The organism is Opitutaceae bacterium (assembly GCA_041395105.1).
Classification (GTDB): Bacteria; Verrucomicrobiota; Verrucomicrobiia; order Opitutales; family Opitutaceae; genus B12-G4.
In genome coordinates, this window is record JAWLBB010000007.1 from 43,800 (window position 1) to 65,869 (window position 22,070).

Here is a 22,070-nt window from a genome sequence, read left to right on the forward strand (position 1 = left end):
CAGGCTTCGTTCTCGCCTTGCTCCGAACGGTTGAAACTTCCCGCCTGATCTGACCGACCTTGCATGCCCGGGCGTAGAGGTTCTGCCGAGATGGGTCCGGCTTCGAGTCTTCGCTTTCTACGCCGCGACAGGCTTCGTTCTCGCCTTGCTCCGAACGAAGCCTGGTGGGAGATAGAGGACTCGAACCTCCGACCCCTTGCGTGTCATGCAAGTGCTCTAACCAACTGAGCTAATCCCCCGTTGTCCGGGCTTGGTCCAGGCCGGGCGATGACCCGGAATGGTTGATCAATGGGTAAAGATGCGGGCGGATCAAGCATGAAATGGGCTGCTTTTTTTGGTGCCTTCTTCAAGCCCGGCGCAGTAGAAACCTTTTCCATGCTCCAATATCTCCGGATTCGAAATCTCGCCCTGCTGGACCAGGTGGAGTTGGAGTTTGCGGCGGGCTTCGTCGCCGTCACCGGCGAGACCGGTGCGGGCAAGAGCATCCTGCTGGGGGCGATCAGCCTCCTGGCCGGGGGGCGGGCGGACAAGACCCTGATCCGCCAGGGAGCGGACACCTGCGAGGTCGAGGCGGAGCTCCATTTTGAGGATTCTGCGAGGATCGATGCAATTCTGGAGGAGGCCGGCATCCCGCTTTGCGAGGACGGCACTTTGATCCTCAGGCGGCAGTTCTCGCGGGATAAGGCGGCCCGGATCAGCGTGAACGGTGCTCTTGCGACCGCAGCCAACCTGCAGGCTCTCGGGGAGCTCTGGGTTGATTTCCACGGTCCGAACGAACCGCGGCGCCTGCTGCGTCCCGAGGCCCAGGTGGACCTGCTCGATGCTTTCGGGCGCCTGGACAAGGAATTGGCCGCCTACCGCAAGGAGTATCAGGCGTGGCGTGGCTGCCTGGCCGGGATTGACCGGCTTTCGTCAGAGGAACGTCTGCAACCGGATCAGATCGATTTTCTTCGGGACCAGATCCGCAAGATCGATGCCCTGGAGATCTCCGAGGAGGCCATGGCCGACCTCGAGCGCGATTTTCAACGGATGACCCGCGCCCAGGATATTCTTGAAGGGGCCAATGCCCTATCGGAGGGCCTGGCCGGAGACGAGGGGTTGCTTGACCCGCTGGCGGTCCTCATCCGGCGGGCGGTGGAACTGGTCGAGGCTGATCCCACGACCGCGCCGCTCCTTGAGCGGCTGCAGTCCATTTCGATTGAAGTGGCCGAACTGGGCCGCGAATTTTCCTCACTCGCGTCCGATGTTTCCTTTGACGAAGAAACGGTGGAGGACGTCCAGCGCCGGATGAACAGCTGGCTGGAAGTCTCCCGGCGCTACGGTCGCGAGCCTGCGGCGGTGCTGGACGCCCGGGCTTCGATGGCGAAGCGGGTGGCGGATCAGGGGGACATCGACGGCAATTTGAAACGGCTGCGCACCGAAGCGGAGGCCATGGAGAAGGCGGCCCGCGCGGCGGCGGTCGAATTGGGGCGGAAACGGGCGAAGGCGGGCGCTGAACTGGTCAAACGCACCAAACCGCTCATGGCCGAGCTCGGTTTCAAGAAAGCGGCCCTCGAAGTGCACCTTGAAGCCACCAGGGCCCTGGGGCCAAGTGGCGATTCCCGGGTCGAGCTTCATTTTTCGCCTAATGTGGGCGAGCCCATGCTGCCCCTGTCCAAGATCGCCTCGAGCGGTGAGCTGGCCCGGATCCTCCTCGCCCTGAAGACGGTCCTGGCGGAAGTCGACGACATACCGGTTCTCATTTTCGACGAGGTTGACGCGAACGTGGGCGGCGAGATCGGCGGGGCGGTCGGGGAGAAGATGGCGGTGATCGCCCGGGATCACCAGGTTTTCTGCGTGACCCACCTGCCGCAGGTGGCGGCCTGTGCCGGTCAGCACTTTGTGGTGGAAAAGGATCAGTCGGGCAAACGGGCCAGCGTATCAATCCGAAAGATACACGAGGAAGCGGACGAGCGGGTGGGAGAACTGGCCCGGATGCTCGGGGACCGGAAGGCGAAGTCGGCCATCGCGCATGCCCGGGAGATGCTGGGGGGTGGACGGAAGGGTTGAGGGCAGATGCCGCGGAGCGGCGGTGGACGGTGGACGGTGGGGGAAGCCGAAGATGGAGGGTCGGGGACCGGGAGAGCCGGGAAAACAAAACGTAGCATGCTACAGTTTGTTTTTGATTTTGCTACGTAGGATGCTACGGTTGGTTTTGGGAATGAAAACAATACGGTCCAGGCTACGGTTGGTTTTGGGGCTGTCGCTTTGGAGGACGGCCCGGCGGTCCGTCCCTACCCTGGATTCCATGGGGGGCGGCCGATACGGAGATCGGCTGTTCGATTGAGTTGGTGCCTCAAAGGGCCGGACCAGGGTCCGCGCCTACACTTTGGGCTGCGGAGAACGGCGGCAGAGCGCCGTTGCTACACTTTGGGCTCTGGGGAACGGCGGCAGAGCGCCGTTGCTACATTTTCGCTGAGAGGACGATCCGCTCCTGCCTGATCAGACGTTGAAGCGGAAGTGGACGACGTCGCCGTCCTTGACCTCATAGTCGCGTCCTTCCATCCGGTATTTGCCGGCTTCGCGGGCGGCGGCGATGGAGCCGGCGGCTTTCAGGTCTTCCCATGAGACGACCTCGGCCTTGATGAACCCTTTTTCGAAATCGGTGTGGATGACGCCGGCGCATTGCGGGGCCTTCATGCCCTTGATGAAGGTCCAGGCCCGGGTCTCGATCTCGCCGGAAGTGAGGAAGGAGGCGAGGCCGAGAAGGTGGTAGGTGGCGTGGATGAGTTCGGAAACCCCGGAATCCCTGGCGCCAAGCTCGCTGAGGAATTGCTGTTCCTCTTCCGGGCTGAGTTCCCCGAGGTCCTCTTCCAGCTTGGAGCAGATGACGCAGCTTTCGGCGTCGCGGTGGGTGCGGACGTATTCGCGGACTTTGGCCACGTGCGGGTTCTTGTCGTGGTCGGCCACATCATCCTCTCCCACGTTGCAGGCGTAGATGACGGGTTTGGCCGAAAGAAGCTGAAAACCGTTGATGCGCTGCTGTTCGCGTTCGTCGGACACGGCGAAGGAGTTGACGGTCTTCCCCTCATTGAGGTGGGGGATTAGACGCTCGAGGAGGGCGACGGCGGCGATGGCGTCCTTGTCCTGGCCGCGGGCCTTTTTCAGGTTTCGCTCGAGTTGGCGTTCGGCGGAGTCGAGGTCGGCGAGGACGAGTTCCGTGCTGATGACCTCGATGTCACGGATCGGGTCGACGCTGCCCATATTGTGGATGATGTCGTCGTTTTCGAAACAGCGGACCACTTCGACGATGGCATCGACTTCGCGGATATTGGAGAGGAATTTGTTGCCGAGCCCTTCACCTTTGCTGGCCCCGGCGACGAGTCCGGCGATGTCGAGGAATTCAACGGCTGCCGGGATGATCTTGGCCGACTTGGTGATTCTGGAGAGCGGCTCCAGGCGGTTGTCGGGCACCTGGACGACGCCCACATTGGGTTCGATCGTGCAGAACGGGTAGTTGGCCGCCTCCGCCTTGCGGGAGCGGGTGAGGGCGTTGAAGAGGGTGGATTTGCCGACATTGGGCAATCCGACGATTCCGGCTCGGAGCATAATGGTAGGGAAAAGGTCTATCGGAAAACCCTTAATGGGGACGGGAGCGAGCAAAAACGGGTTCCCGACACTTCCGGCGCTGGGATTGCCGAGGCGAATTGATTCAGGAAGGGGCTTGACAAGCGTTGGGATTACCGGACGATTTTCCGCTTTTCGTCGTCAAATCCTCTTTATCAACCACGCCTCAGTCATGGCATTGAAGATCAAACTCGCCCGAACCGGCGCCACCCACAATCCTGTTTATCGCGTCGTCGTCGCTGAAGCGCGGGGCAACCGGGACGGCCGTTTCGTGGAGATCCTCGGCACCTATCAGCCGAAACAGCGGAACAACCGCCTGAAACTGAATGTCGAGCGTGCGGATTACTGGGTCAGCCAGGGAGCGATCCCGACCAACACCAGCCGGTCCCTGATCAAGAAAGCACGCAAAGCGGCGCCGGCCGAGGTGGCTGCGACCCCGGCCGAGAGCACCGCTTCGGCTGAAGGTTGACTCTTTGATTCCGGGCCTGAGCGGTCCGGATGAAGGCCAAGGGTTCGGCTTCAGGGCCGGACCTTTTCTGTTTTTGAGACCATCGCAGAAATCCCCGGGTTTCCATTCCGCCGGTGAAGATCGATATTCTGACACTTTTCCCCGCGATGCTTGAGGGATTCCTCTCCGAGAGCATGATCGGCCGTGCCCGGACGGCGGGGCTGCTCGAGATCGCGGTTCACAATATCCGCGACTGGGCCACGGACAAGCACCAGGTGACCGATGACCGGCCCTTTGGTGGAGGCGCCGGGATGGTCATGAAGCCCGAACCGCTCTTTGCGGCGATCGAAGCGGTGCGCCGGCCCGGGTCGTTGTCCGTCTATCTGGCTCCGGATGGCGAATCACTGACGCCGACTCTTGCGCGCGAATTGAATGCGGCGCCCCACCTGATCCTGGTCAGCGGGCATTACGAAGGAATTGACCAGCGGGTGCGGGATCATGCCATTGATCGTGAGGTCAGCATCGGCGATTACGTGCTGACCAACGGCACCCTCGCGGCGGCCGTCCTGGTCGACGTCTGCGCCCGATTCACGCCCGGTGTTCTCGGTGAGGAAAAGTCATTGACTCAGGAAAGTTTCACCGGCAATTTGCTCGACTTCCCTCAATACACGCGACCGGCCGAATTCCGTGGTTGGGGGATCCCAGAGGTTCTTCTTTCGGGGAATCACGCTGAGATTGACAAGTGGCGACACGAACAGCGGCTCGAGCGAACCCGGAAATTACGTCCCGATTTACTGAAAAAGTCCCATGAAACCAATCGTTAGCGAAATCACCCGCAGCCAACTCAAGACCGATTTGCCCGCCTTCAAGGTTGGTGACGGTGTTCGTGTCCACACCAAGGTGCGGGAAGGCGAAAAAGAGCGTATCCAGGTTTTTGCCGGTATCGTCATTGCCCGGAAGGGCGGGGGGATCCAGGAGACCTTCACGGTTCGCCGCATTTCCTACGGAGAAGGCGTGGAAAAAGTATTCCCGGTCCACAGCCCGAACATCGACAAGATCGAGATCGACCGCGAGAGCAAGGTCATGCGGGCCCGTCTCTACTACCTGCGTGGCCGGATCGGCAAGCGGGCCGTCCAGGTCAAGGAGAAGCGGACCTCCTGAGCGGGGTGTCTTTCTCCGGCGAATGACCGGATTTGATTTTGAAGGGCGGTTCCTGTGGGAGCCGCCCTTTTTCATGGAAGTGCAGCCACGCCGCTGTGTCGGTGTTTTCTCCGGATGCCTCGGGCACGTCGACGCAGCGAAGCGGCTGTAGTGCCTGCCGGTCGGACGGCTGGGCGGTCCGTCCCTGCCGGATCTCCGGCCTCCGTCCATCCCATTACGGTAATGGCTTCTTGTCTTGCGCCCGGCATTCCGGCGATTTCAAATGGTCCATTATGTCTCTGGATAAGGAAATCCTTTCTCAGGCCGCTGATCAGGCCCGTGGCATCGCGATTGATGGAGTGGTGGCGGCCGGCAATGCCGGACACCTCGGGCTGCCTTTGGGTGCGGCCGAGATCGGGGCCGTCCTTTTCGGACATTCCCTGAGATTCAATCCGGCGCGTCCGCGATGGATCAACCGCGACCGGTTCGTCCTCTCGGCCGGCCATGGTTCGATGTTCCTTTACGGGTGGCTTCACCTTGCCGGGTATGATCTGCCGAAGGAGGAACTGGCGAAATTCCGGCACCTGCACAGCAAGACTCCGGGCCATCCCGAGTTCCATGAGACCGTCGGCGTCGAAGCCACGACCGGGCCACTTGGCCAGGGGGTTGGCAATGCGGTCGGAATGGCGATGTCGGCCAAAATGGCCGAGGCTCGATTCAACACGGCTGAGCACACCATCCTCGACTACCGGGTGGTCTGCCTGATGGGCGACGGGTGCAATCAGGAGGGAGTGTCCCAGGAGGCCTGCGCGCTGGCCGGGCACCTCGGGCTCGACAATCTGATCCTGATCTTCGACAGCAACGACGTCACGCTCGACGCCCAGGGCGAAGCGAGTCAATCGGAGGACACGGCGGCCCGATTCAAGGCCATCGGTTTCGACGTCCAGACCATCGACGGGCATGATCTCGAGGCGATTGCCGGGGCCTATGACGCGGCGCGTTCGACCACCTCGGGTCGGCCGCAGTTGATCATCGCCCGGACCGAGATCGGTCGGGGCATTCCGGAGGTGGCGGGAACCTTCAAGGCCCATGGTGAAGGCGGCGCGAAATTCGCCGAGAAGTCGAAGGCGGGTCTTGGTCTCCCCGCCGGCGAAACATTCTATGTATCCGACGAGGTGCATGATTATTTCAAGGCCCAGGCGCATCACCACGATGAGGATCAGGCAGAGTGGGATGCTCTCTATTCTGCATGGAAGGCGGCGAACCCCGACCTGGCGGCCCTGCTCGAAGACGGCTATGCCCGGACCCTGCCCGATGTGGATACCCTGCTTTCCTGGATACCGGAGGCCTCGGACAAGCCGGCGGCCACGCGGGTGACCGGCGGCAAGGCGCTCAATGCGCTGGCGGCGAGACTGCCGTTGATTGTCAGCGGAAGCGCCGACCTCTATGGCTCGACCAAGAATTACCTGGACGACGCCGGTGGCGATTTCACCCGTGAGAACCGACTTGGCCGCAATATCCGTTTCGGTATCCGGGAGCACGCGATGGGCGCGATCGTCAACGGGATGGCTTACGAGGGACTGTTCATCCCGTCCGGTGCCACCTTCTTCACTTTTTCCGATTATATGCGGCCGTCGGTCCGCCTGTCGGCTCTTTCGGGTCTGCCGGTGATGTGGTACTGGACGCATGACAGTGTCGGGGTGGGGGTGGATGGTCCGACCCATCAGCCGGTGGAAACGATCGGCAGCCTGCGCTGTGTCCCGAATCTCGACATGATCCGTCCGGCTGATGCCGAGGAGGTGGCCGGTGCCATCGTTGCGGCGATCGAGCGGGCGGACGGTCCCACCGGTTTGAGTCTCTCGCGGCAGGATCTGCCTTTGCTGTCCGAGATCCCGGTGGCCGAGCGTCGCCGGGGAGTGCTCAGAGGAGGCTATGTCGCCCGTCGGGAGAAAGGCGAGCTCAAGGCCATCATCATCGGCACCGGCAGCGAGCTGCAGCTCGCGCTGAAGGCGGCCGATACTCTGGGAGACGGAGTGCGGGTCGTCTCCATGCCCTGCACGGAGCGCTTCGACCGCCAGGCGAGTGATTACCGGGAGAGTGTGCTTCCGGCAGGTTGTCGGCGGCGGGTCGCGGTCGAGGCGGGCGTTTCCGAAACGTGGTACAAATATGTCGGCCTCGACGGCGAGGTCGTCGGGATCGATCGTTTCGGTTTGTCGGCTCCGGGTGACCAGGTGATGGACGCTCTTGGCGTCACGGTCGAAACGGTTGCTGCGGCGGTCAAACGGGTGATGGCCTGAAGACCGGATCCATTGAGTCCTGTTCTGTTTTTCATGGAGGCGCCGTTTACCGGCGCCTCGTTTTTTTGGATCGACGCACGGAGTCGGTTCCATTGGGATCGCCCGGCTGTCCAGCGATGCCGTCGAATCCGGCTGATCCCCGACGTCGCGCTCGGCCGGTCGTCCACCCTGCCTGCTCCCCGATTACACATAGTGAAGCCGCCTCGAGTCCATCACGCGAATTGACGCGAATGCGTGGCAAGAGGCTGCCGCGGCTACTGCTACAGCTCTTGAATTCTCCTGAGTCCCATTTGATCCGGCGCCACTGACTCCCGAACCCACTCTCCTCCGACCATGATTGATCCAACGAATTCCGATCCCCTTGAGATGAATGCCTCGGGGTTGTTGCGCAAATTGACCGGCCGCAGGCCTGCCCCGAGGGGCCGTGCCCGCCCGGGGAGCACGACCCTACATACTGATTTCTGGTGGAGTCGCTTCGTCGTTCCGGTTCTGGGCGGCCTTCTGGCCGTCGGACTGGGCGGTTGTGGCAAGGGTGGCGACGGGGGAGGCGGCGGAGATGGCGGCGCGATGGCCGTCCCGGTGGTCGTTTCGCAAGTGCGACTTGAGGCGATCTCGGAGCGGATCTTTGTCGTGGGGAGTCTGGCTGCGAATGAGCGGGTGGAGATCAAGAGCGAGATTGACGGGCGGCTCGAGACGGTCGGCTTTATCGAGGGGGAGTCGGTCAAGGCCGGGCAGGTTCTCTTCAAACTCGACCAGGTCAAACTCGAGGCCGCGGTCAACCTGGCGGAAGCCAATTTCAAACTGGCGAAGACGGTTCTCGAACGCAATGAATCCCTGCTGGAAAGCCGGTCGATTTCCCAGCAGGAACTGGATCGGGCGATCGCCACATTTTCCTCGACGCAGGCCAGTCTGGAACTGGCGAAGGAGGACCTGATTGATGCGACCATCGTGGCTCCTTTCGACGGGGTCATGAGTGATCGGAAGGTCAGTCCGGGCCAGGTGGTGAATTCGGGGACCCCTCTGGCCGCGATCATCGACACGGATCCATTGAAGGCGGAGTTCAATGTGCCCGAGAGGTTCATCAGTCAGCTGACACTCGGGCAGAATATCGAGATCAAGGTCACCGCCTACCCGAACGAAACCTTTGTCGGCCGGGTCTATTTCATCAGCCCCGAAGTGACTTCCTCGAGCCGGACGGTCCTGATGAAGGCGGAGGTGGACAACCGGGACGGACGTTTGAAAGCGGGCATGTTCGGCAATCTGGACCTGATCCTCGACGTGAAGGAAGGGGCCCTGGTCATCCCGGAAACCGCAATCAGCTACCGGGGCGATCTCGCCTCGGTTTACGTGATCAACGAGGCGAACGAGGCTGAGCTCCGATCCGTCCGCCCGGGCATTCGCCTGGCGGGCCGGGTTGAGATCGTCGAGGGATTGCAGGCGGGTGAGCGGGTCGTGACCGAGGGTATCCAGAAGATCGGCCCGGGATCACCGGTTTCGATTTCCCCGAAGTCGGATCTGATCCTCCCGGCGGACGATCCGAACGCTGAGGACACGGTGCCAAACGGCTGACGCTGAACCGGATTTCCCGACATGTTACTGTCCCAAGTCAGCATCCGCCGCCCGATCCTCACCACGATGATGAGCCTCGGCCTGCTCATCTTCGGCATTCTCGGTTTGTCCCGACTCCCGGTGCGCGAATTGCCGGACGTGGATCCTCCGATCGTCGATGTGCTCACCGTCTATCCGGGTGCGAGCGCCACGGTGGTGGAAACCGAAGTGACGGAGCGCCTGGAGGAGGCGATCAACAGCATCGAGGGCATCAAGCGGATGACCAGTCAGAGCCGCGAGCAGGTCAGCAATGTCACGGTCGAGTTCAATCTGGGCAGAGACATCGATGTGGCCGCCCAGGACGTCCGGGACCGGGTATCGCGCATCCGCGGCCGGTTGCCGGAGGACATCCTGGAACCCGTGGTGGCCAAGCAGGACTCCAACGCCTATGCCATTCTCTGGATCGCGCTGTACAGCGATCAGCTCAACACCCTTGAGTTGTCGGACCTGGCGATCAACCTGATCAAGGACCGCCTGCAGACGGTGGAGGGGGTCAGTTCGGTCATCATCGGGGGAGAGAAACGTTTTGCCATCCGGCTTTGGCTCGATCCGGAGAAGATGGCGGCGCGGCGTGTCACGGTGGACGATGTGCAGACGGCGCTGCGCGAGCAGAACATCGAATTGCCGAGCGGGCGGGTAGAGAACCTCGAGCGCGAGATGACGATTCAGACCCGGGGCGAGATGAAGGATCCCGAAGAGTTCGGGGACCTGGTCATCCGCCGGGATGGCGACACGCTGATCCGCCTGCGCGAAATCGCCCGGGTGGAGGCGGGAGTCGAGGACCTGCGTTCGGTGGCCCGCTACAATTCCAAGCCGGCGGTCGGGATCGGCATCGTCCGGCAGTCGCGTTCGAACCTGATCGACGTGGCCCGGGGGATCAAGGCGGAGATGGAGCGTCTGAAGCCCTTCCTGCCGTCGTCGGTCGAGACCTTCTATGCCTATGATGAAGCGGCTTATGTCGAGCAGGCGGTGGTCGAGGTCTGGGAGACGCTCGGCATCGCCTTTGTCCTGGTCGTCCTGACCATCTTCATCTTCCTGCGGAGCGTCCGGTCGACCATCGTACCCGTTCTGGCGATACCAGTTTCCATCGTGGCCAGTTTCGGGCTGCTTTACGTTCTCGGTTATTCGATCAACATCATCACCCTTCTGGCCTTGATCCTCGCGATCGGCATCGTGGTCGACGACTCAATCGTGGTTCTGGAGAACATCTTCCGCCATATCGAGGAGGGACTCTCGCCGATGGAGGCGGCCAAGAAGTCGATGGAGGAGATCGCCTATGCGATCGTGACGATCACCCTGTCGCTGGTCGCGGTATTCCTGCCCCTTGCTTTTCTGCCGAGTCTGACAGGTCGGCTCTTCATCGAGTTTGCCACGGCCCTGTCAGGATCTGTGCTCATCTCGGCCTTCGTGGCGTTGACCCTGGCGCCGATGGTGGCCTCGCGTGCGCTCCGGCCGCTCAATCGTGAGAAGCACGGCCGGCTCTTCAATTTCTTCGAGCGCCGGTTCGACTGGATCAACGGCCACTACATGCGGGTGTTGCGCTTCTCCATGCGGCACCGTTTCCTGGTCATCTTCGGAGCGATCGCCTCGCTGGGGCTTTCGGCCCTGGTTCTCTCACGGCTGGACCGTGAATTCCTTCCTGATGAAGACAAGGGGCGGCTCTTCTGTATTCTCTTCGCGCCGGAGGGATCGACCAGTGAATACACGGACCGGATGATGCGCCAGATGGAGGCGATTGTTTCCGAAACGCCCGAGGTGGCGGGCTATTTCACGGCGGTGGCCCTCCCGTTCAGTGGTCCGGGTTCGGCGACGGTTGGCTTCATGTTCATCACCCTGAAGGAGGATCGGGAGCGGCATGTCCGGGAAATCGTGGGCGCGCCGGACGGATTCGGGAACCGCTTCTTCACTGAGATCGAGGGTGCGTTCGCTGTGCCGAACATCCCGAAGGCGATCGAGACGACCGGTGGCCGCCCCTTTCAGCTGGTCCTGCAGAGCACCGAGATGGATGCGGTCGAGGCCTACACCCTCGAGTTGACCAACAAGCTGCGGCAGATCGGCTACCTGACCAATGTCCGGCAGAATTTCGAAGTGAGCAAACCCGAGCTGCGGATCATGGTGGAGCGCAACCGGGCGGCGGCGCTCGGAGTCTCGATCGAACAGGTTTCGCGGACTCTGCAGATTCTCTTTGGGGGCCAGGATCTGAGCCGGGTCAAGCGGGGAGGGAAGGAATATGACGTCATCGCCCAGCTCGACCGTGAATCCCGGCTGACGCCTTCGGATCTTGACCGTCTTTATGTGCGCAGCGCGACAGGGCAACTGGTCCAGCTGAGCAACGTGGCCCGCTACGAAACCGGGGCCGGTCCCAATGCGATCTATCACTTCAATCGCTACCGCTCGGCCACGATCGAGGCACAGCCGGTCGGAATCACCCTGGGAACGGCGATGGAGCGGGTGGAGAAATTGCTGGAGCAGGACCTGCCGGCGGGTTTCCGTTATGAGTGGACGGGCGAATCGGGGGATCTGCAGGAAACCGGTCAGGACATCACCTTCGTCTTTGTTCTGGCACTGGTCATTGTCTTCATGGTTCTGGCCGCCCAGTTTGAAAGTGTCGTCCATCCCTTCACCGTCATGCTCTCCCTGCCGCTGGCCTTTCTCGGCGCTTTCGGCCTGCTCTGGCTGGTCGGGTGGATCCTGCCTGACGTGGGTGGGATGAACATCAACCTGTTCAGCCAGATCGGACTCGTTCTCCTGGTTGGTCTTGTGACCAAGAATTCCATACTTCTGGTCGAGTTTGCCAATCAACGCGTGGCGCGCGGGGTGCCGGCGATGGAGGCCATGATCGAGGCGGGCCGGATCCGTCTTCGGCCGATTCTCATGACCAGCCTGGCGACGATCGCGGGTATTCTGCCCATCGCCATCGGCATCGGCGGATCAGCGGAAGGACGTCGTCCGCTGGGTGTGGCGGCGGTCGGCGGCATGGTCACGAGCACGATGCTCACCCTGATCGTCATCCCGGTGGTCTACACCCTCTTCGCCGATCTGACGAATCGGCGGAAGCGCAAGAGGACAAAGGCGGCGGGCGAAGCGGGAGAACCGGTGTCGCAGGCTGATTCCGGATCCGGGGATTGAATGACCGCGCCGGCGACCAGGGCCACCCGCTTCCGCCGGGGGATAATCTTCGCCCTGTCCGGGATGGCGGTCGCCGCACTGGCCGGCGTGATCACTGTCCTGATTCCGTCGATACAGCGTTCGATCTTCCTCTCGCTGCTTGTCTCCCCGGGCCTGGATCGGGTCGAGGTTGGTCAGGTCCGCTTTCGGCCGGGTTCATTTCTGGTTGAAAACCTGGTGATCGAGGAAGCCGGGATGCGGACGGAGGTTGGGCGTGCCTGGGGTGAGGGGGGGATCTGGAAGGCCCTGTTGGGACGCGCGGTCGAGCTGCGCGTCTATGAGGTGGAGGGGTGGTCGGTCCGTCTGGATCGCGAGAGCCTGGTGACGGCGGGGAAGGGAGGGCTTCCGGTCGAGTCGGCCCTGGCCTTGCTGCCGTTGTTTCTGACGGTGGACGAATTCCGGGTGAATGGCCAGCTGGCGATCGAAACCGGACCGGAAGGGCTCATCCACCTGGAGATGGAAGGGGAGGGCACCGGTTTGGGACCGGACCGGGTCGGCCGGATCGGTGTGGCCGGGACGGTTCAGGGGCTGGGCCTGCCCGATCAACCTCTCCAATTGGATTTCACCATCGCGCGGGGGGCTGAATCGGATCCGGTTGAGATCGGGGTGGAAGGAACCCTGGGAGAAGGGGCGGACGGCGTTTTTCTCACCCTGGTGGCACGCCAGGAGGATACCCTGCTGACGGTGGAAGGGGCGATCGAGGCAGATCTGCCGCCTCTGGATGCACTCCTCGGGTGGGGCGATCCTCCGCGCCTCGCTTCGGGCCGGGGCCGGTTGAGCTTTGCCACGAGAGCCAACCACTCGGGTGAGATGATGGTCGATGGGGAACTGGCGGTCTCGGGACTCGAGCTGACCGGCGGATACCACCTCGATCAACTGAGAGCTCCGTATCGATTGATCCTGATTCCGGATACAAGTTTCTCGCTGCGGGCGCCGATCGTGATTGATCGCGGCGGACTCCTGTCGGATCTGCAGGTGGCGGTTTCGGCGGTGGCGGATGATCCGGACTGGCAGGTGGACGGGACCCTGTCGGGTGATCAGATCAAGCTGGAGGATCTTGCGATTCTTGCGCCACTTTTCCGGATTCCCACCGACCCGGAGGCAATCGACGCTTCGGTGGCCTGGCGGTCCTTTCGCGGGCATCTGGGTTTGGATCTTGCCCGGGTCTGGGTTGGTTCGGGGGCGGTCCTGGAAGACCTGGCTGCCGGGATGGACTTTTCGGACGATGAGGTGCGGATCGAAGAGGCGACCGCGGTGTTGGCCGGAGGTGCGCTGATGGGTCGCCTGAGCCTGGGGTTTGATGCGTCCGCTCCGCTGCCCTACCGGTTGGAAAGCCGCTGGACGGCATCGGGGGTCGAAATCGATAAGCTGTTGGACGACCGGGCTGGAGGCGCGGTCATGGACGGTCCGTTTGCGCTGGATCTGACAACGGAGGCTGCCGGGGGAAATCTGCGGGCGCTGGGCGGGGGACTGACCGGCCGGTTGGCGCTCCTGGGCGGTCCCGGCAGTTTCCGGGGCTTCCAGGAGCAGACCCGATCCGCCTCGAATCTCGCCGGGATGCTGGGCGCGCTCCTGGGATCGGATCGCCTGCAGGCCCTGGCCGGTTTGGGCCGGGAACTGGGTGAGATTCATTATGAACAGATCCGGATGAACCTGGAGCGGGACGAGACGGGTCGGCTTGCGGTGGAGCGACTTCAACTCCAGGGTCCGGATATCAAGTTGGCAGGCGAGGGATGGATTGAATCCTCGGGGTGGGCGGATTACGCCGATGCGCCGATGGCCCTGACCTTTCGGATGGGCGCCAAGGGAACCCTGGCCGACCTGCTCGGGATGGTCGGGTTGACGGAACTGGGCCGGATCGACGCCGAAGGCTACCGGCTGATGACGGGTTCCTTCAAGGTGAGGGGATCGCCGGCCCGGCCGGATGTCTCCGAACTGTGGGGAATCCTCAGGCAGGCAGCCACGGATACTTTCTTCGGTGGCGGGCGGTGATCGCGGCGCGGACCCGGCCAGGCGCGGCTGCGCCGAGGAAGGCAAACCGCACCGCCGGATTCGAGTCATCCGCTTCGCCCGGGCAGAAATCACGGAATCGAGCATTACAGTCTTAAGGTGAGCTGCGCACTTGCCATGCGGGGTCGAGGGAGTTTACTAGTGCGTTGTCAGCGCTGTCTGTGCCGGACCCTGGGCGCCGGTTGATAAATTCTTCGGGACAATTGTTTTTCAGGGCTAGATGGAGCATTCGGTAGTTGTTGATGCGGTCAGCAAGTCGCTGGGAGGACAGCAGGTCGTGCGGGGAGTCTCGCTATCGGTCAGGACCGGTGAGTTCTTCTCCCTGCTTGGACCCAGCGGTTGTGGCAAGTCGACCACACTCCGATTGATTGCGGGTTTCGAGAAACCCAATGAGGGCCGGATCCTGATCAACGGATCTTTGCCGAACGGAACTCCGGCCTTTGTCCGTGATGTGAACCTGGTCTTCCAAAACTACGCCCTGTTCCCTCATATGACGGTCTGGGAGAACGTGGCCTTCGGCCTGCAGATGATGAAGAAGCCCCGGTCGGTCATTGAGACGGACGTGGCCCGGATGCTCGAACGGGTCCGCCTGACCGGTTATGAGGCCCGCTATCCGGGTCAGCTTTCCGGAGGTCAGCAGCAGCGGGTGGCTCTGGCCCGGGCCCTGGTGACCGAGCCCTCGGTCGTCCTGCTCGACGAACCACTGGGAGCCCTCGACCTCAAGTTGCGCAAGGAGATGCAGTTCGAGCTCAAGCATCTTCAGCGCAGTCTTGGGCACACCTTCATCTACGTGACCCATGACCAGGAGGAGGCTCTTGCCATGTCGGACCGGATCGCGGTCATGCACGAAGGGCGGGTCCTGCAGGTCGGCACCCCGGAGGAGATCTACGAAACGCCGGCCACCCGCTTCGTGGCCGATTTCATCGGGGAGACCAATCTGCTTCCCGCCCGGGTGACCGGGCAGTCCGGAGAGAACATGCTGGTCGAATCGGGCGGCCTGCACTTTGAAGCGGGGCGGGGAACGCCGGGTCCGCCCGATGAGGATGTCTATTTGAGTATTCGGCCGGAGAAGATCCGCATGGGAGGAACGGATTCGGTCGCGCCCAACCGATTCCCGGGGACGGTGGAGCATTCGGCCTATTTCGGGTCGGCCCGACTGATCCATATCCGCCTGACTCCGGCCACCTTGGTCTGCCTGCGTCAGCCCAACGGCGAAGGGCCCGCTCCGCAACCGGGTGAACGTGTCCACGTCGATTTCCCGATCGAGGCATTGTCGGTCCTGCGAGCGGAGAGTTGAGAACGATGAGACGGCGCACGACCTGGCTGCTCCTTGGACCCTGTCTGGTCTGGCTGGCCGTCCTCTTCGTGGTTCCCCTTCTCATCATCGTGGTGGTGAGCTTTCTCGGGAAGGGATCGCCGATCGAGTGGCGTATGGACGGCTCGGCCTATGCCCGGCTTTTCAATCCGGTTTATTGGGGCATTCTGATGCGATCGATCGAGGTGGGACTCGTCACGACGGTTTCCTGCCTGATCCTCGGCTTTCCGCTCGCTTATTTCCTGGTCCGACAGCCGCCTCGGCGGCGGCAGTTTCTCTACGTCCTGGTATTGATCCCGATGGCGGCGAATTCGCTCGTGCTGATCTATGCCTGGATCACCCTCCTGCGTCCCACCGGGCTGCTCGAGCAGTTCCTTGTCTTTCTCGGTCTGCACGAGAGCGGGCCGCTCGGGATTCTCTACACCCCTGCCGCGGTGGCGATCGGGCTGCTCTACTGGTACCTGCCTTTCAGGGTCTATCCGCTCTACAACAGCCTGGAGCGGTTCGATTTCCGGCTCCTGGAGGCGTCGGCCGATCTCGGGGCCGGCGGGCTGCAGACGTTCTTCCGCGTGCTGCTTCCCCAGGTCGTGCCGGGGCTGGCCACCGGGTGTCTGCTGGTCTTTGTCCAGGCATTCTGTTCCTTTGTCGTTCCCGACCTGCTGGGCGGAGCGAAGACACTGATGGCGGGCAATCTGATCCAGCAGCGTTTCCTATCACTTCCCCAGGATTGGCCGCTGGGTTCGGCCCTCGCCTTGCTCATCATGGTCATTCTCGGATTGACCGTTTACGTGGGCCTTCGCAACCAGAGGGAGGGGGCATGACGGTCGCGTTTTCGGAATCGAAGCCCCAGGTGGAGACGACGACCCGGCCGGCAGGCCGGGGGCTCGGCCTCTACCTGAGGTTCAATGCCGTCGCCGTCTACGCATTCCTTTATCTCCCGATTGCCCTGCTGGTGCTCTACAGCTTCAGCGGCAGCCGCTACAGCTCGGTCTGGGGCGGGTTTTCCCTGAAATGGTACGGTCGCCTTTTCCAGAACGAGAATCTGCTTCAGGCCCTGCAGGTCACGCTGACTCTGGCAATATCCGCGACCCTGATTGCGACGGTCCTCGGGACGATGGCGGCCCTTGGGCTGAAGCGTCTGCAGCCACGGTGGCGAAGGATTCTGGAGACGTTTTTCTATCTCCCGATCGTGGTGCCGGACATCGTCCTGGCAATCGCGCTGCTCATGTTCTTTGTCCTGGTTGCGGGGCTGCAGCTCGGCTTGACCACCATGGTCCTGGCCCACGTCGTTTTCTGCTGCTGTTACGTCACGGCGGTGGTCAGCGCGCGCTTGCGGGGGTTTGACCATCGTCTGGAGGAAGCGGCCCGCGATCTCGGGGCGTCCTCCTGGCAGACCTTTCGGAAGATCAAGCTGCCGTTGATCTGGCCGGGCATCCTCGGGGGCGCCCTGCTGTCGCTGGCCCTGTCACTCGATGAATTTGTCATATCCTTTTTCGTGACGGGTCCCGGAGCCTCCACTCTCCCGATCGAGATCTTCTCGATGGTCAAACGCGGGGTCACTCCGGAGATCAATGCTCTCGCCACCCTGATGCTCCTGGCCTCGATCTTGCTGGCGACCCTCAGTCTTCTCGTTCAGAAACAGTCCGATCACCGTTGAATCAAAAAATCCTCCCATGAACCGAATCTGCATCGTCCCGCTGCTCGCACTCTCCGCCCTGATCCTCTCCGGTTGTGGCCGGAAAGGTGATGATTCCGCCAAGGTCATCAATCTCTTCATCTGGGAAGAGTACATGGACCCGGACGTTCTGGCCGAGTTTGAGGCGGAGACGGGTATCCGCGTGGTCGAGTCGAACTACGCCAGTAACGAGGATCTCCTGGCCAAGCTCCAGGTGGGCGGGGGCGGCTATGATGTCATCGTGCCGTCCGATTACATGATTCAGATCATGACCAAGGCCGGTCTTCTGGCTCCGCTCGACCGGGCGAAGTTGCCGAATCTGAGCCACCTGGCGGCGCGTTTCGCCGCTCCGGAATACGATCGGGCGCTGGCTCATTCAGTGCCCTATCTCTGGGGGACCACGGGTATTGCCTACAATGAGGTTGACGTTCCCAATCCGCCCACGAGCTGGAAGGAATTCATGGACCCGGCGGTCATCGGACCCCACAAGGGACGGATCAGCCTGCTCAATGATGCCCGGGAAACGCTGGCGGCCGCGCTCCTCTCGCTCGGTTATCCGGTCAACACCACGGATCCCGCGAAGATCGACGAAGCCCGCGACGTTCTGATGAAGATCAAGCCCCTTGTGGCCAAGTTCGACAGCGAATCGTTCGAGGATTCCCTGGCCGCCGGAGAAACCGTTCTGGCCCAGGCTTGGAGTGGAGACACCGCCATTGCCCAGGATGAGAATGACAACGTGAAGTACCTGATTCCGGCGGAGGGGTCGCTCATGTTTGTGGACGCCATGGCCATCCCGGCGAAGTCCAGGCATGTGGAGGAGGCCCATCAGCTGATCGATTTCCTGACCCGCCCCGAGATCGCGGCCCGCATCGCCGAATTCACCTATTACGCGACCCCCAACAAGGACGCTCTTCCGCTGATCAGTGAAGAGATCCGGGCGATGGCGCCGTTCACCGTGCCCGAGGAGGCCACTCTTTTTTACCTTCAGGATCTGGGGGACGACAACGAGCTCTTCAACAAGGCCTGGATGGAGATCAAGGCGGACTGAGTCGGGAACTATGGCGTTTCCCTCCCCTGCCTTCCCGGGGAGGGGTGGCGACACAGCCTTCTTGCCAGACAGCGTGGTTGCCGGCAGGATGGGAACGATCTGCCCATGATTGCCTCCATTGAATTCCGCTCGTTCCGCGTACTGGGTAAAACGTCCCTTCCTCTGGGTCGGTTCAACCTGATCCTGGGGCCGAACGGGAGCGGGAAGAGCACGGCGGTCAAGGCGCTCCTTGCCCTGCGCGGTCTGGTGGAGGACCGCTCAAGAGCAGGTGGGGGGGCGAACCCACCGCGGCCGGGGGAAGCCTGCGAGGCGCATCTGGCACTGTCCTTTTCCGATCCGTTTTCTGGATACACGGCCTCGGTTGATTGTGTCCAGGGCGAGCGGTGGCGGGCGTTGGAGTTCTTTCGGGATGGGGAGAGGGTCGAGGCGGTCCCGGAAGCGCTTCTGGCCGGTTTGTCCGGGGTCCGGAGCCTTGCCCTTGAGGCGGCGGCGCTTTCACGGCCCTGTCCGCCCGGTTCCGGCTGGGCCATGGGGGCGGACGGCGCCGGGTTTCCCGCTTTGCTCGGTCGCCTTTCCGAGGAGGATCCGATGCGATGGGCGCAGCTGGTGGAGGCCTTTTCGCAGCTTATGCCCGAGTTCGCGGCTTTGACGACGAGTCGGCCGGACCATGGCGACTGGAGCTTCACTGCGACGACGGCGGACGGTCTGGAATTGGCGGCGGGCGATCTTTCCCAGGGGACTCTGGTGGCGCTGGCCCTGCATGCCCTGGCCTTCCTGCCGGAACGGCCGAGTCTGCTTTGCCTGGAGGAACTGGAAAGGGGCATCCATCCGCGTCTGCTTCGGGAGGTGCGTGATTCCCTCTACCGGCTCTGTTATCCGGAAGACAGCGGAGACGAAGCGGAACCTGTGCAGATTGTGGCGACGACCCATTCGCCTTATCTGCTGGACCTTTTCGCAGATCATCCGGAGGAAGTCGTCCTGACCGTGAAGGAGGGTGGATCGGCCTCCTTCAAGCGATTGATCGACCTGCCGGACCTTGCGGAACTGCTGGAGACCGGAAACCTGGGCGATCTCTGGTACAGCGGTGTGATTGGGGGGGTTCCTTATTGATGGCCGGGGTGGTGGAAGACGGTCCCAATGGGGACGGAGGGTCGGCGACGCGGTGCCCTGAAACGATTGGTTCGGATCAATCGGCACGCTGGACCTGCCGCGTCACAGGATGAAGGTGGGTTTCCTCAGCGAGTCTCCGGCAGATGAGGCGGCCATCTGTATACTGGTCGAGGCGGTACTCGGGCGGCCGATCCGTCGGGTGCATCCTCCTCTCCGGGCGCGGGGATGGCCGAACGTGAAGCAGATCCTGCCGGCGGTTCTCCGTCACCTTCAATTCCGGACCGATGCCCGGGGTCTGGTCGTGGTGGTGGATTCCGATGACTCGCCCATTCATGACGACGATCACGAAGATCCATCCCGATTCTCGCCGGAATGTCGTCTCTGTCAGCTGGAACAGGTCATCCGGCAGACGACCCGGAGGTGGCATTTGCCCAGGGGGATGAAGCCGCTGCTGGTGGCAACCGGCCTGGCGGTTCCGGCGGTGGAGGGATGGTACCTTTGCGGGAGGGATCGGGAGGTTGGCGAGGCGGATTGGCGGGCGCATCTCGGGACCGGAAATGAACCCTATACGCGGAGGGACTTGAAGCACCGCACTTACGGGACAACCCGGCCGTCTTTGCGGAGAGAGACCGATCAGGCCGTCGAAGACGCGAAGCGGTTGGCGCATGAAATCGGACGACTGGAAGCGGATTTCCCGGTGGGTTTCGGCAACCTGGCGAGGGAAGTGGGTTTGTGGCGGGCGATGGTGGACGGGTGAGGTCGGCGATGATCGTCGTGGCGGTAGGAAGGGCAAACGTGATTCGCACCGGAGGTTTCATGGCCTGGTTCGCGATTCCTCCCGCCTTCCTGTCATTCCACCGGTAGGCTGACCGGTTTCCGACCCGAGGGGTTGCCAATCGGGGCCGATGCGATCAGGCTGGTTTCCTCAATCCGCTGAGCCTACTCGATGCCACCGAAAAAACATGATCGAAACCGAAGCCGGCGGCTGGACGGCGACAGGGAAGGGGATCCTTTCGAATTGCTTCGTCAGCGCCTTAAGACGGAGGCGCGGTCGTTTTGCGCCAGACCCGAGCTGGATGCCCACGTGGGAGCGGCTTGTGTGCGGGCGCTTGCGCAGAATGCCGGGCGGGTTGCCATCATCGATCATTCCTCGGGCCGCCGTGAGATCAAGGCGGGCCTGCTGCTGGCCGTGGCCTGGTCTCTGGCAAGGCGCTGGCGCCGCCGGCTGCCGGACTCGCGTATCGGGGTGGTGCTTCCTCCCGGGATCGGAGCGACCGCCGCGAATCTGGCCCTGGTCATTCTTGGTAAGGTGCCGGTCAATCTCAATTTCACGATTGGCCGGAGGGCTGCGGCGGCCTGTATCCAGCGGGCGGGTCTGAAGACAATCATCACGGTCGGCCGACTGAAGGAAAAGTATCCGGATTTTCCGTGGACGGCGGATTGCCGGGATGTGGTCGAAGAGATCAGGGCCTGCTCGAAGGCGGGGCTGGCGGCACGGTCGCTGATGATCCGGTTGATGCCGATCGGTGGCCTCTTGAAGTGTACGGGTGTGTCGGGCGAGGGCGGTGATCGGGAATTTGGATTGTTGTTCACGAGCGGCAGTTCCGGGGACCCCAAAGGGGTGGTGCTGACCCATCGGAACATCATGGCCAATGCGCTCCAGATTCAATCAACCGGGATCCTGCCGGGCGGATGTTCGGTCATGGCCTGCCTTCCGGTTTTTCACAGCTTCGGCTTCACCGTCACCATGTGGTATCCGCTTCTGTCGAACATCCTGATGGTGACTTATCCGTCACCGCTGGAGACCCGGAAGCTGGCCGGGATCATTGCCGCCGAACGGGTGGATGTGCTGGTGGGTTCCGCGACCTTTCTACGTCCGTTCCTGAAGCGGGCCGAGCCGGATCAGTTGGCCGGATTGAAGTTCGCGGTGGCGGGGGCGGAACGGGTGAGCGACGAACTCTACCATGCCTTTCTCGAGCGTTTCGGCATCCGTATCATGCAAGGCTACGGGTTGACCGAGACTTCGCCGGTGGCCAGCGTCAATCAGCCGGGGGATCCCGCACAATCGATTCCGGAGAATTCCAGGCTGGGGTCGGTTGGCACATTGATCCCGGGAATGGAAGCCCGGATCCGGTCAACGGACGGACAGCGCGTGTTGTCGCTGGGTGAGGCCGGGGTGATCTGCCTGCGCGGACCCAACGTTTTCAAAGGTTATCTTGACGACGAGCGAGCGACGGAAGCTGTCTTCGACGAGGGATGGTTTGTGACCGGGGATGTCGGTCGCTTTGACGCGGACGGTTTTCTCCACCTCGAGGGGCGCCTCTCACGATTCTCGAAGATCGGAGGCGAGATGGTCCCTCACGTGCTGGTCGAAGAGCATATCTTGCGGGTCTATGGTTGGGATTCCCTCGATCACCAGGTGGCGGTCGTGGTCGGTCTGCCGGATGATGCCAGGGGGGAGTCGCTGGTTCTGCTGACCTCGATGGAAATCGAGATGGGTGATCTTCGCCAGCGATTACTGACGGCGGGCCTGCCGAATCTCTGGGTTCCCCGGAGCGTTCGACAGGTCGAGTCGATCCCGATGTTGGCAACCGGCAAGTGTGACCTTCAGGTCTGCCTTGAGTTGGCGATTGCCCTAGGGTAGG

Annotated in this window: 16 protein-coding genes and 1 tRNA gene; 15 read left to right on the top strand and 2 right to left on the bottom strand. The window is 62.3% G+C overall.

Annotation, left to right across the window (positions count from 1 at the left end):
• Window positions 1-162 precede the first annotated feature (162 nt).
• A tRNA-Val gene (locus tag R3F07_17365) sits at window positions 163-239 on the bottom strand.
• A gap of 136 nt (window positions 240-375) precedes the next feature.
• Between R3F07_17365 and recN the strand changes: the two genes are divergently transcribed.
• Window positions 376-2,049, top strand: a complete 1,674-nt coding sequence (gene recN / locus R3F07_17370; GenBank protein ID MEZ5278155.1) for a DNA repair protein RecN — start codon at window positions 376-378, stop codon at window positions 2,047-2,049.
• Between the two features lie 432 nt (window positions 2,050-2,481).
• Here the strand turns inward: recN and ychF are convergent, their stop codons facing one another.
• The gene (gene ychF / locus R3F07_17375; protein ID MEZ5278156.1) at window positions 2,482-3,588 is read right to left on the bottom strand and encodes a redox-regulated ATPase YchF; all 1,107 of its coding nucleotides are present in this window, start codon (window positions 3,586-3,588) and stop codon (window positions 2,482-2,484) included.
• Between the two features lie 190 nt (window positions 3,589-3,778).
• On the opposite strand from ychF, the gene rpsP reads away from it, so the two are divergent.
• From rpsP to R3F07_17445, 14 genes are all read left to right on the top strand, one after another.
• Window positions 3,779-4,075, top strand: coding sequence for a 30S ribosomal protein S16 (gene rpsP / locus R3F07_17380; GenBank protein ID MEZ5278157.1), 297 nt, complete (start codon window positions 3,779-3,781; stop codon window positions 4,073-4,075).
• 113 nt (window positions 4,076-4,188) lie between these two features.
• The gene (gene trmD, locus R3F07_17385; GenBank protein MEZ5278158.1) at window positions 4,189-4,878 is read left to right on the top strand and encodes a tRNA (guanosine(37)-N1)-methyltransferase TrmD; all 690 of its coding nucleotides are present in this window, start codon (window positions 4,189-4,191) and stop codon (window positions 4,876-4,878) included.
• Window positions 4,862-5,215, top strand: a complete 354-nt coding sequence (gene rplS, locus R3F07_17390; GenBank protein MEZ5278159.1) for a 50S ribosomal protein L19 — start codon at window positions 4,862-4,864, stop codon at window positions 5,213-5,215. Before trmD ends, rplS begins: the two co-directional genes overlap by 17 nt.
• 272 nt (window positions 5,216-5,487) lie before the next feature.
• On the top strand, window positions 5,488-7,491 hold the full coding sequence (gene tkt / locus R3F07_17395) for a transketolase (protein ID MEZ5278160.1): 2,004 nt from the start codon (window positions 5,488-5,490) through the stop codon (window positions 7,489-7,491).
• A 333-nt stretch (window positions 7,492-7,824) separates the two neighbouring features.
• On the top strand, window positions 7,825-9,060 hold the full coding sequence (locus R3F07_17400) for an efflux RND transporter periplasmic adaptor subunit (GenBank protein MEZ5278161.1): 1,236 nt from the start codon (window positions 7,825-7,827) through the stop codon (window positions 9,058-9,060).
• Window positions 9,061-9,081: 21 nt separating this feature from the next.
• Complete coding sequence (locus R3F07_17405) at window positions 9,082-12,228, top strand: efflux RND transporter permease subunit (GenBank protein MEZ5278162.1); 3,147 nt, start codon at window positions 9,082-9,084, stop codon at window positions 12,226-12,228.
• A complete protein-coding gene (locus R3F07_17410; GenBank protein ID MEZ5278163.1) occupies window positions 12,229-14,259 on the top strand; it encodes a hypothetical protein in 2,031 nt (676 codons plus the stop codon).
• A 238-nt stretch (window positions 14,260-14,497) separates the two neighbouring features.
• On the top strand, window positions 14,498-15,574 hold the full coding sequence (locus tag R3F07_17415; GenBank protein MEZ5278164.1) for an ABC transporter ATP-binding protein: 1,077 nt from the start codon (window positions 14,498-14,500) through the stop codon (window positions 15,572-15,574).
• A 5-nt stretch (window positions 15,575-15,579) separates the two neighbouring features.
• On the top strand, window positions 15,580-16,413 hold the full coding sequence (locus R3F07_17420) for an ABC transporter permease (GenBank protein ID MEZ5278165.1): 834 nt from the start codon (window positions 15,580-15,582) through the stop codon (window positions 16,411-16,413).
• Window positions 16,410-17,249 carry an ABC transporter permease gene (locus R3F07_17425; protein MEZ5278166.1) on the top strand — a complete coding sequence of 280 codons (840 nt, stop codon included), beginning with the start codon at window positions 16,410-16,412 and terminating at the stop codon, window positions 17,247-17,249. The genes R3F07_17420 and R3F07_17425 overlap by 4 nt, the downstream gene beginning before the upstream one ends.
• A 16-nt stretch (window positions 17,250-17,265) precedes the next feature.
• Complete coding sequence (locus R3F07_17430; GenBank protein MEZ5278167.1) at window positions 17,266-18,315, top strand: spermidine/putrescine ABC transporter substrate-binding protein; 1,050 nt, start codon at window positions 17,266-17,268, stop codon at window positions 18,313-18,315.
• A gap of 105 nt (window positions 18,316-18,420) precedes the next feature.
• Entirely contained in the window at window positions 18,421-19,425 is a 1,005-nt protein-coding gene (locus R3F07_17435; GenBank protein MEZ5278168.1) for an AAA family ATPase, read from the top strand.
• Window positions 19,426-19,534: 109 nt separating this feature from the next.
• Window positions 19,535-20,182 carry a hypothetical protein gene (locus R3F07_17440; protein MEZ5278169.1) on the top strand — a complete coding sequence of 216 codons (648 nt, stop codon included), beginning with the start codon at window positions 19,535-19,537 and terminating at the stop codon, window positions 20,180-20,182.
• Between the two features lie 189 nt (window positions 20,183-20,371).
• Window positions 20,372-22,069 (top strand): AMP-binding protein, encoded by a 1,698-nt coding sequence (locus tag R3F07_17445; protein ID MEZ5278170.1) that lies wholly within the window; start codon window positions 20,372-20,374, stop codon window positions 22,067-22,069.
• The last annotated feature ends 1 nt before the right edge of the window (window position 22,070 follow it).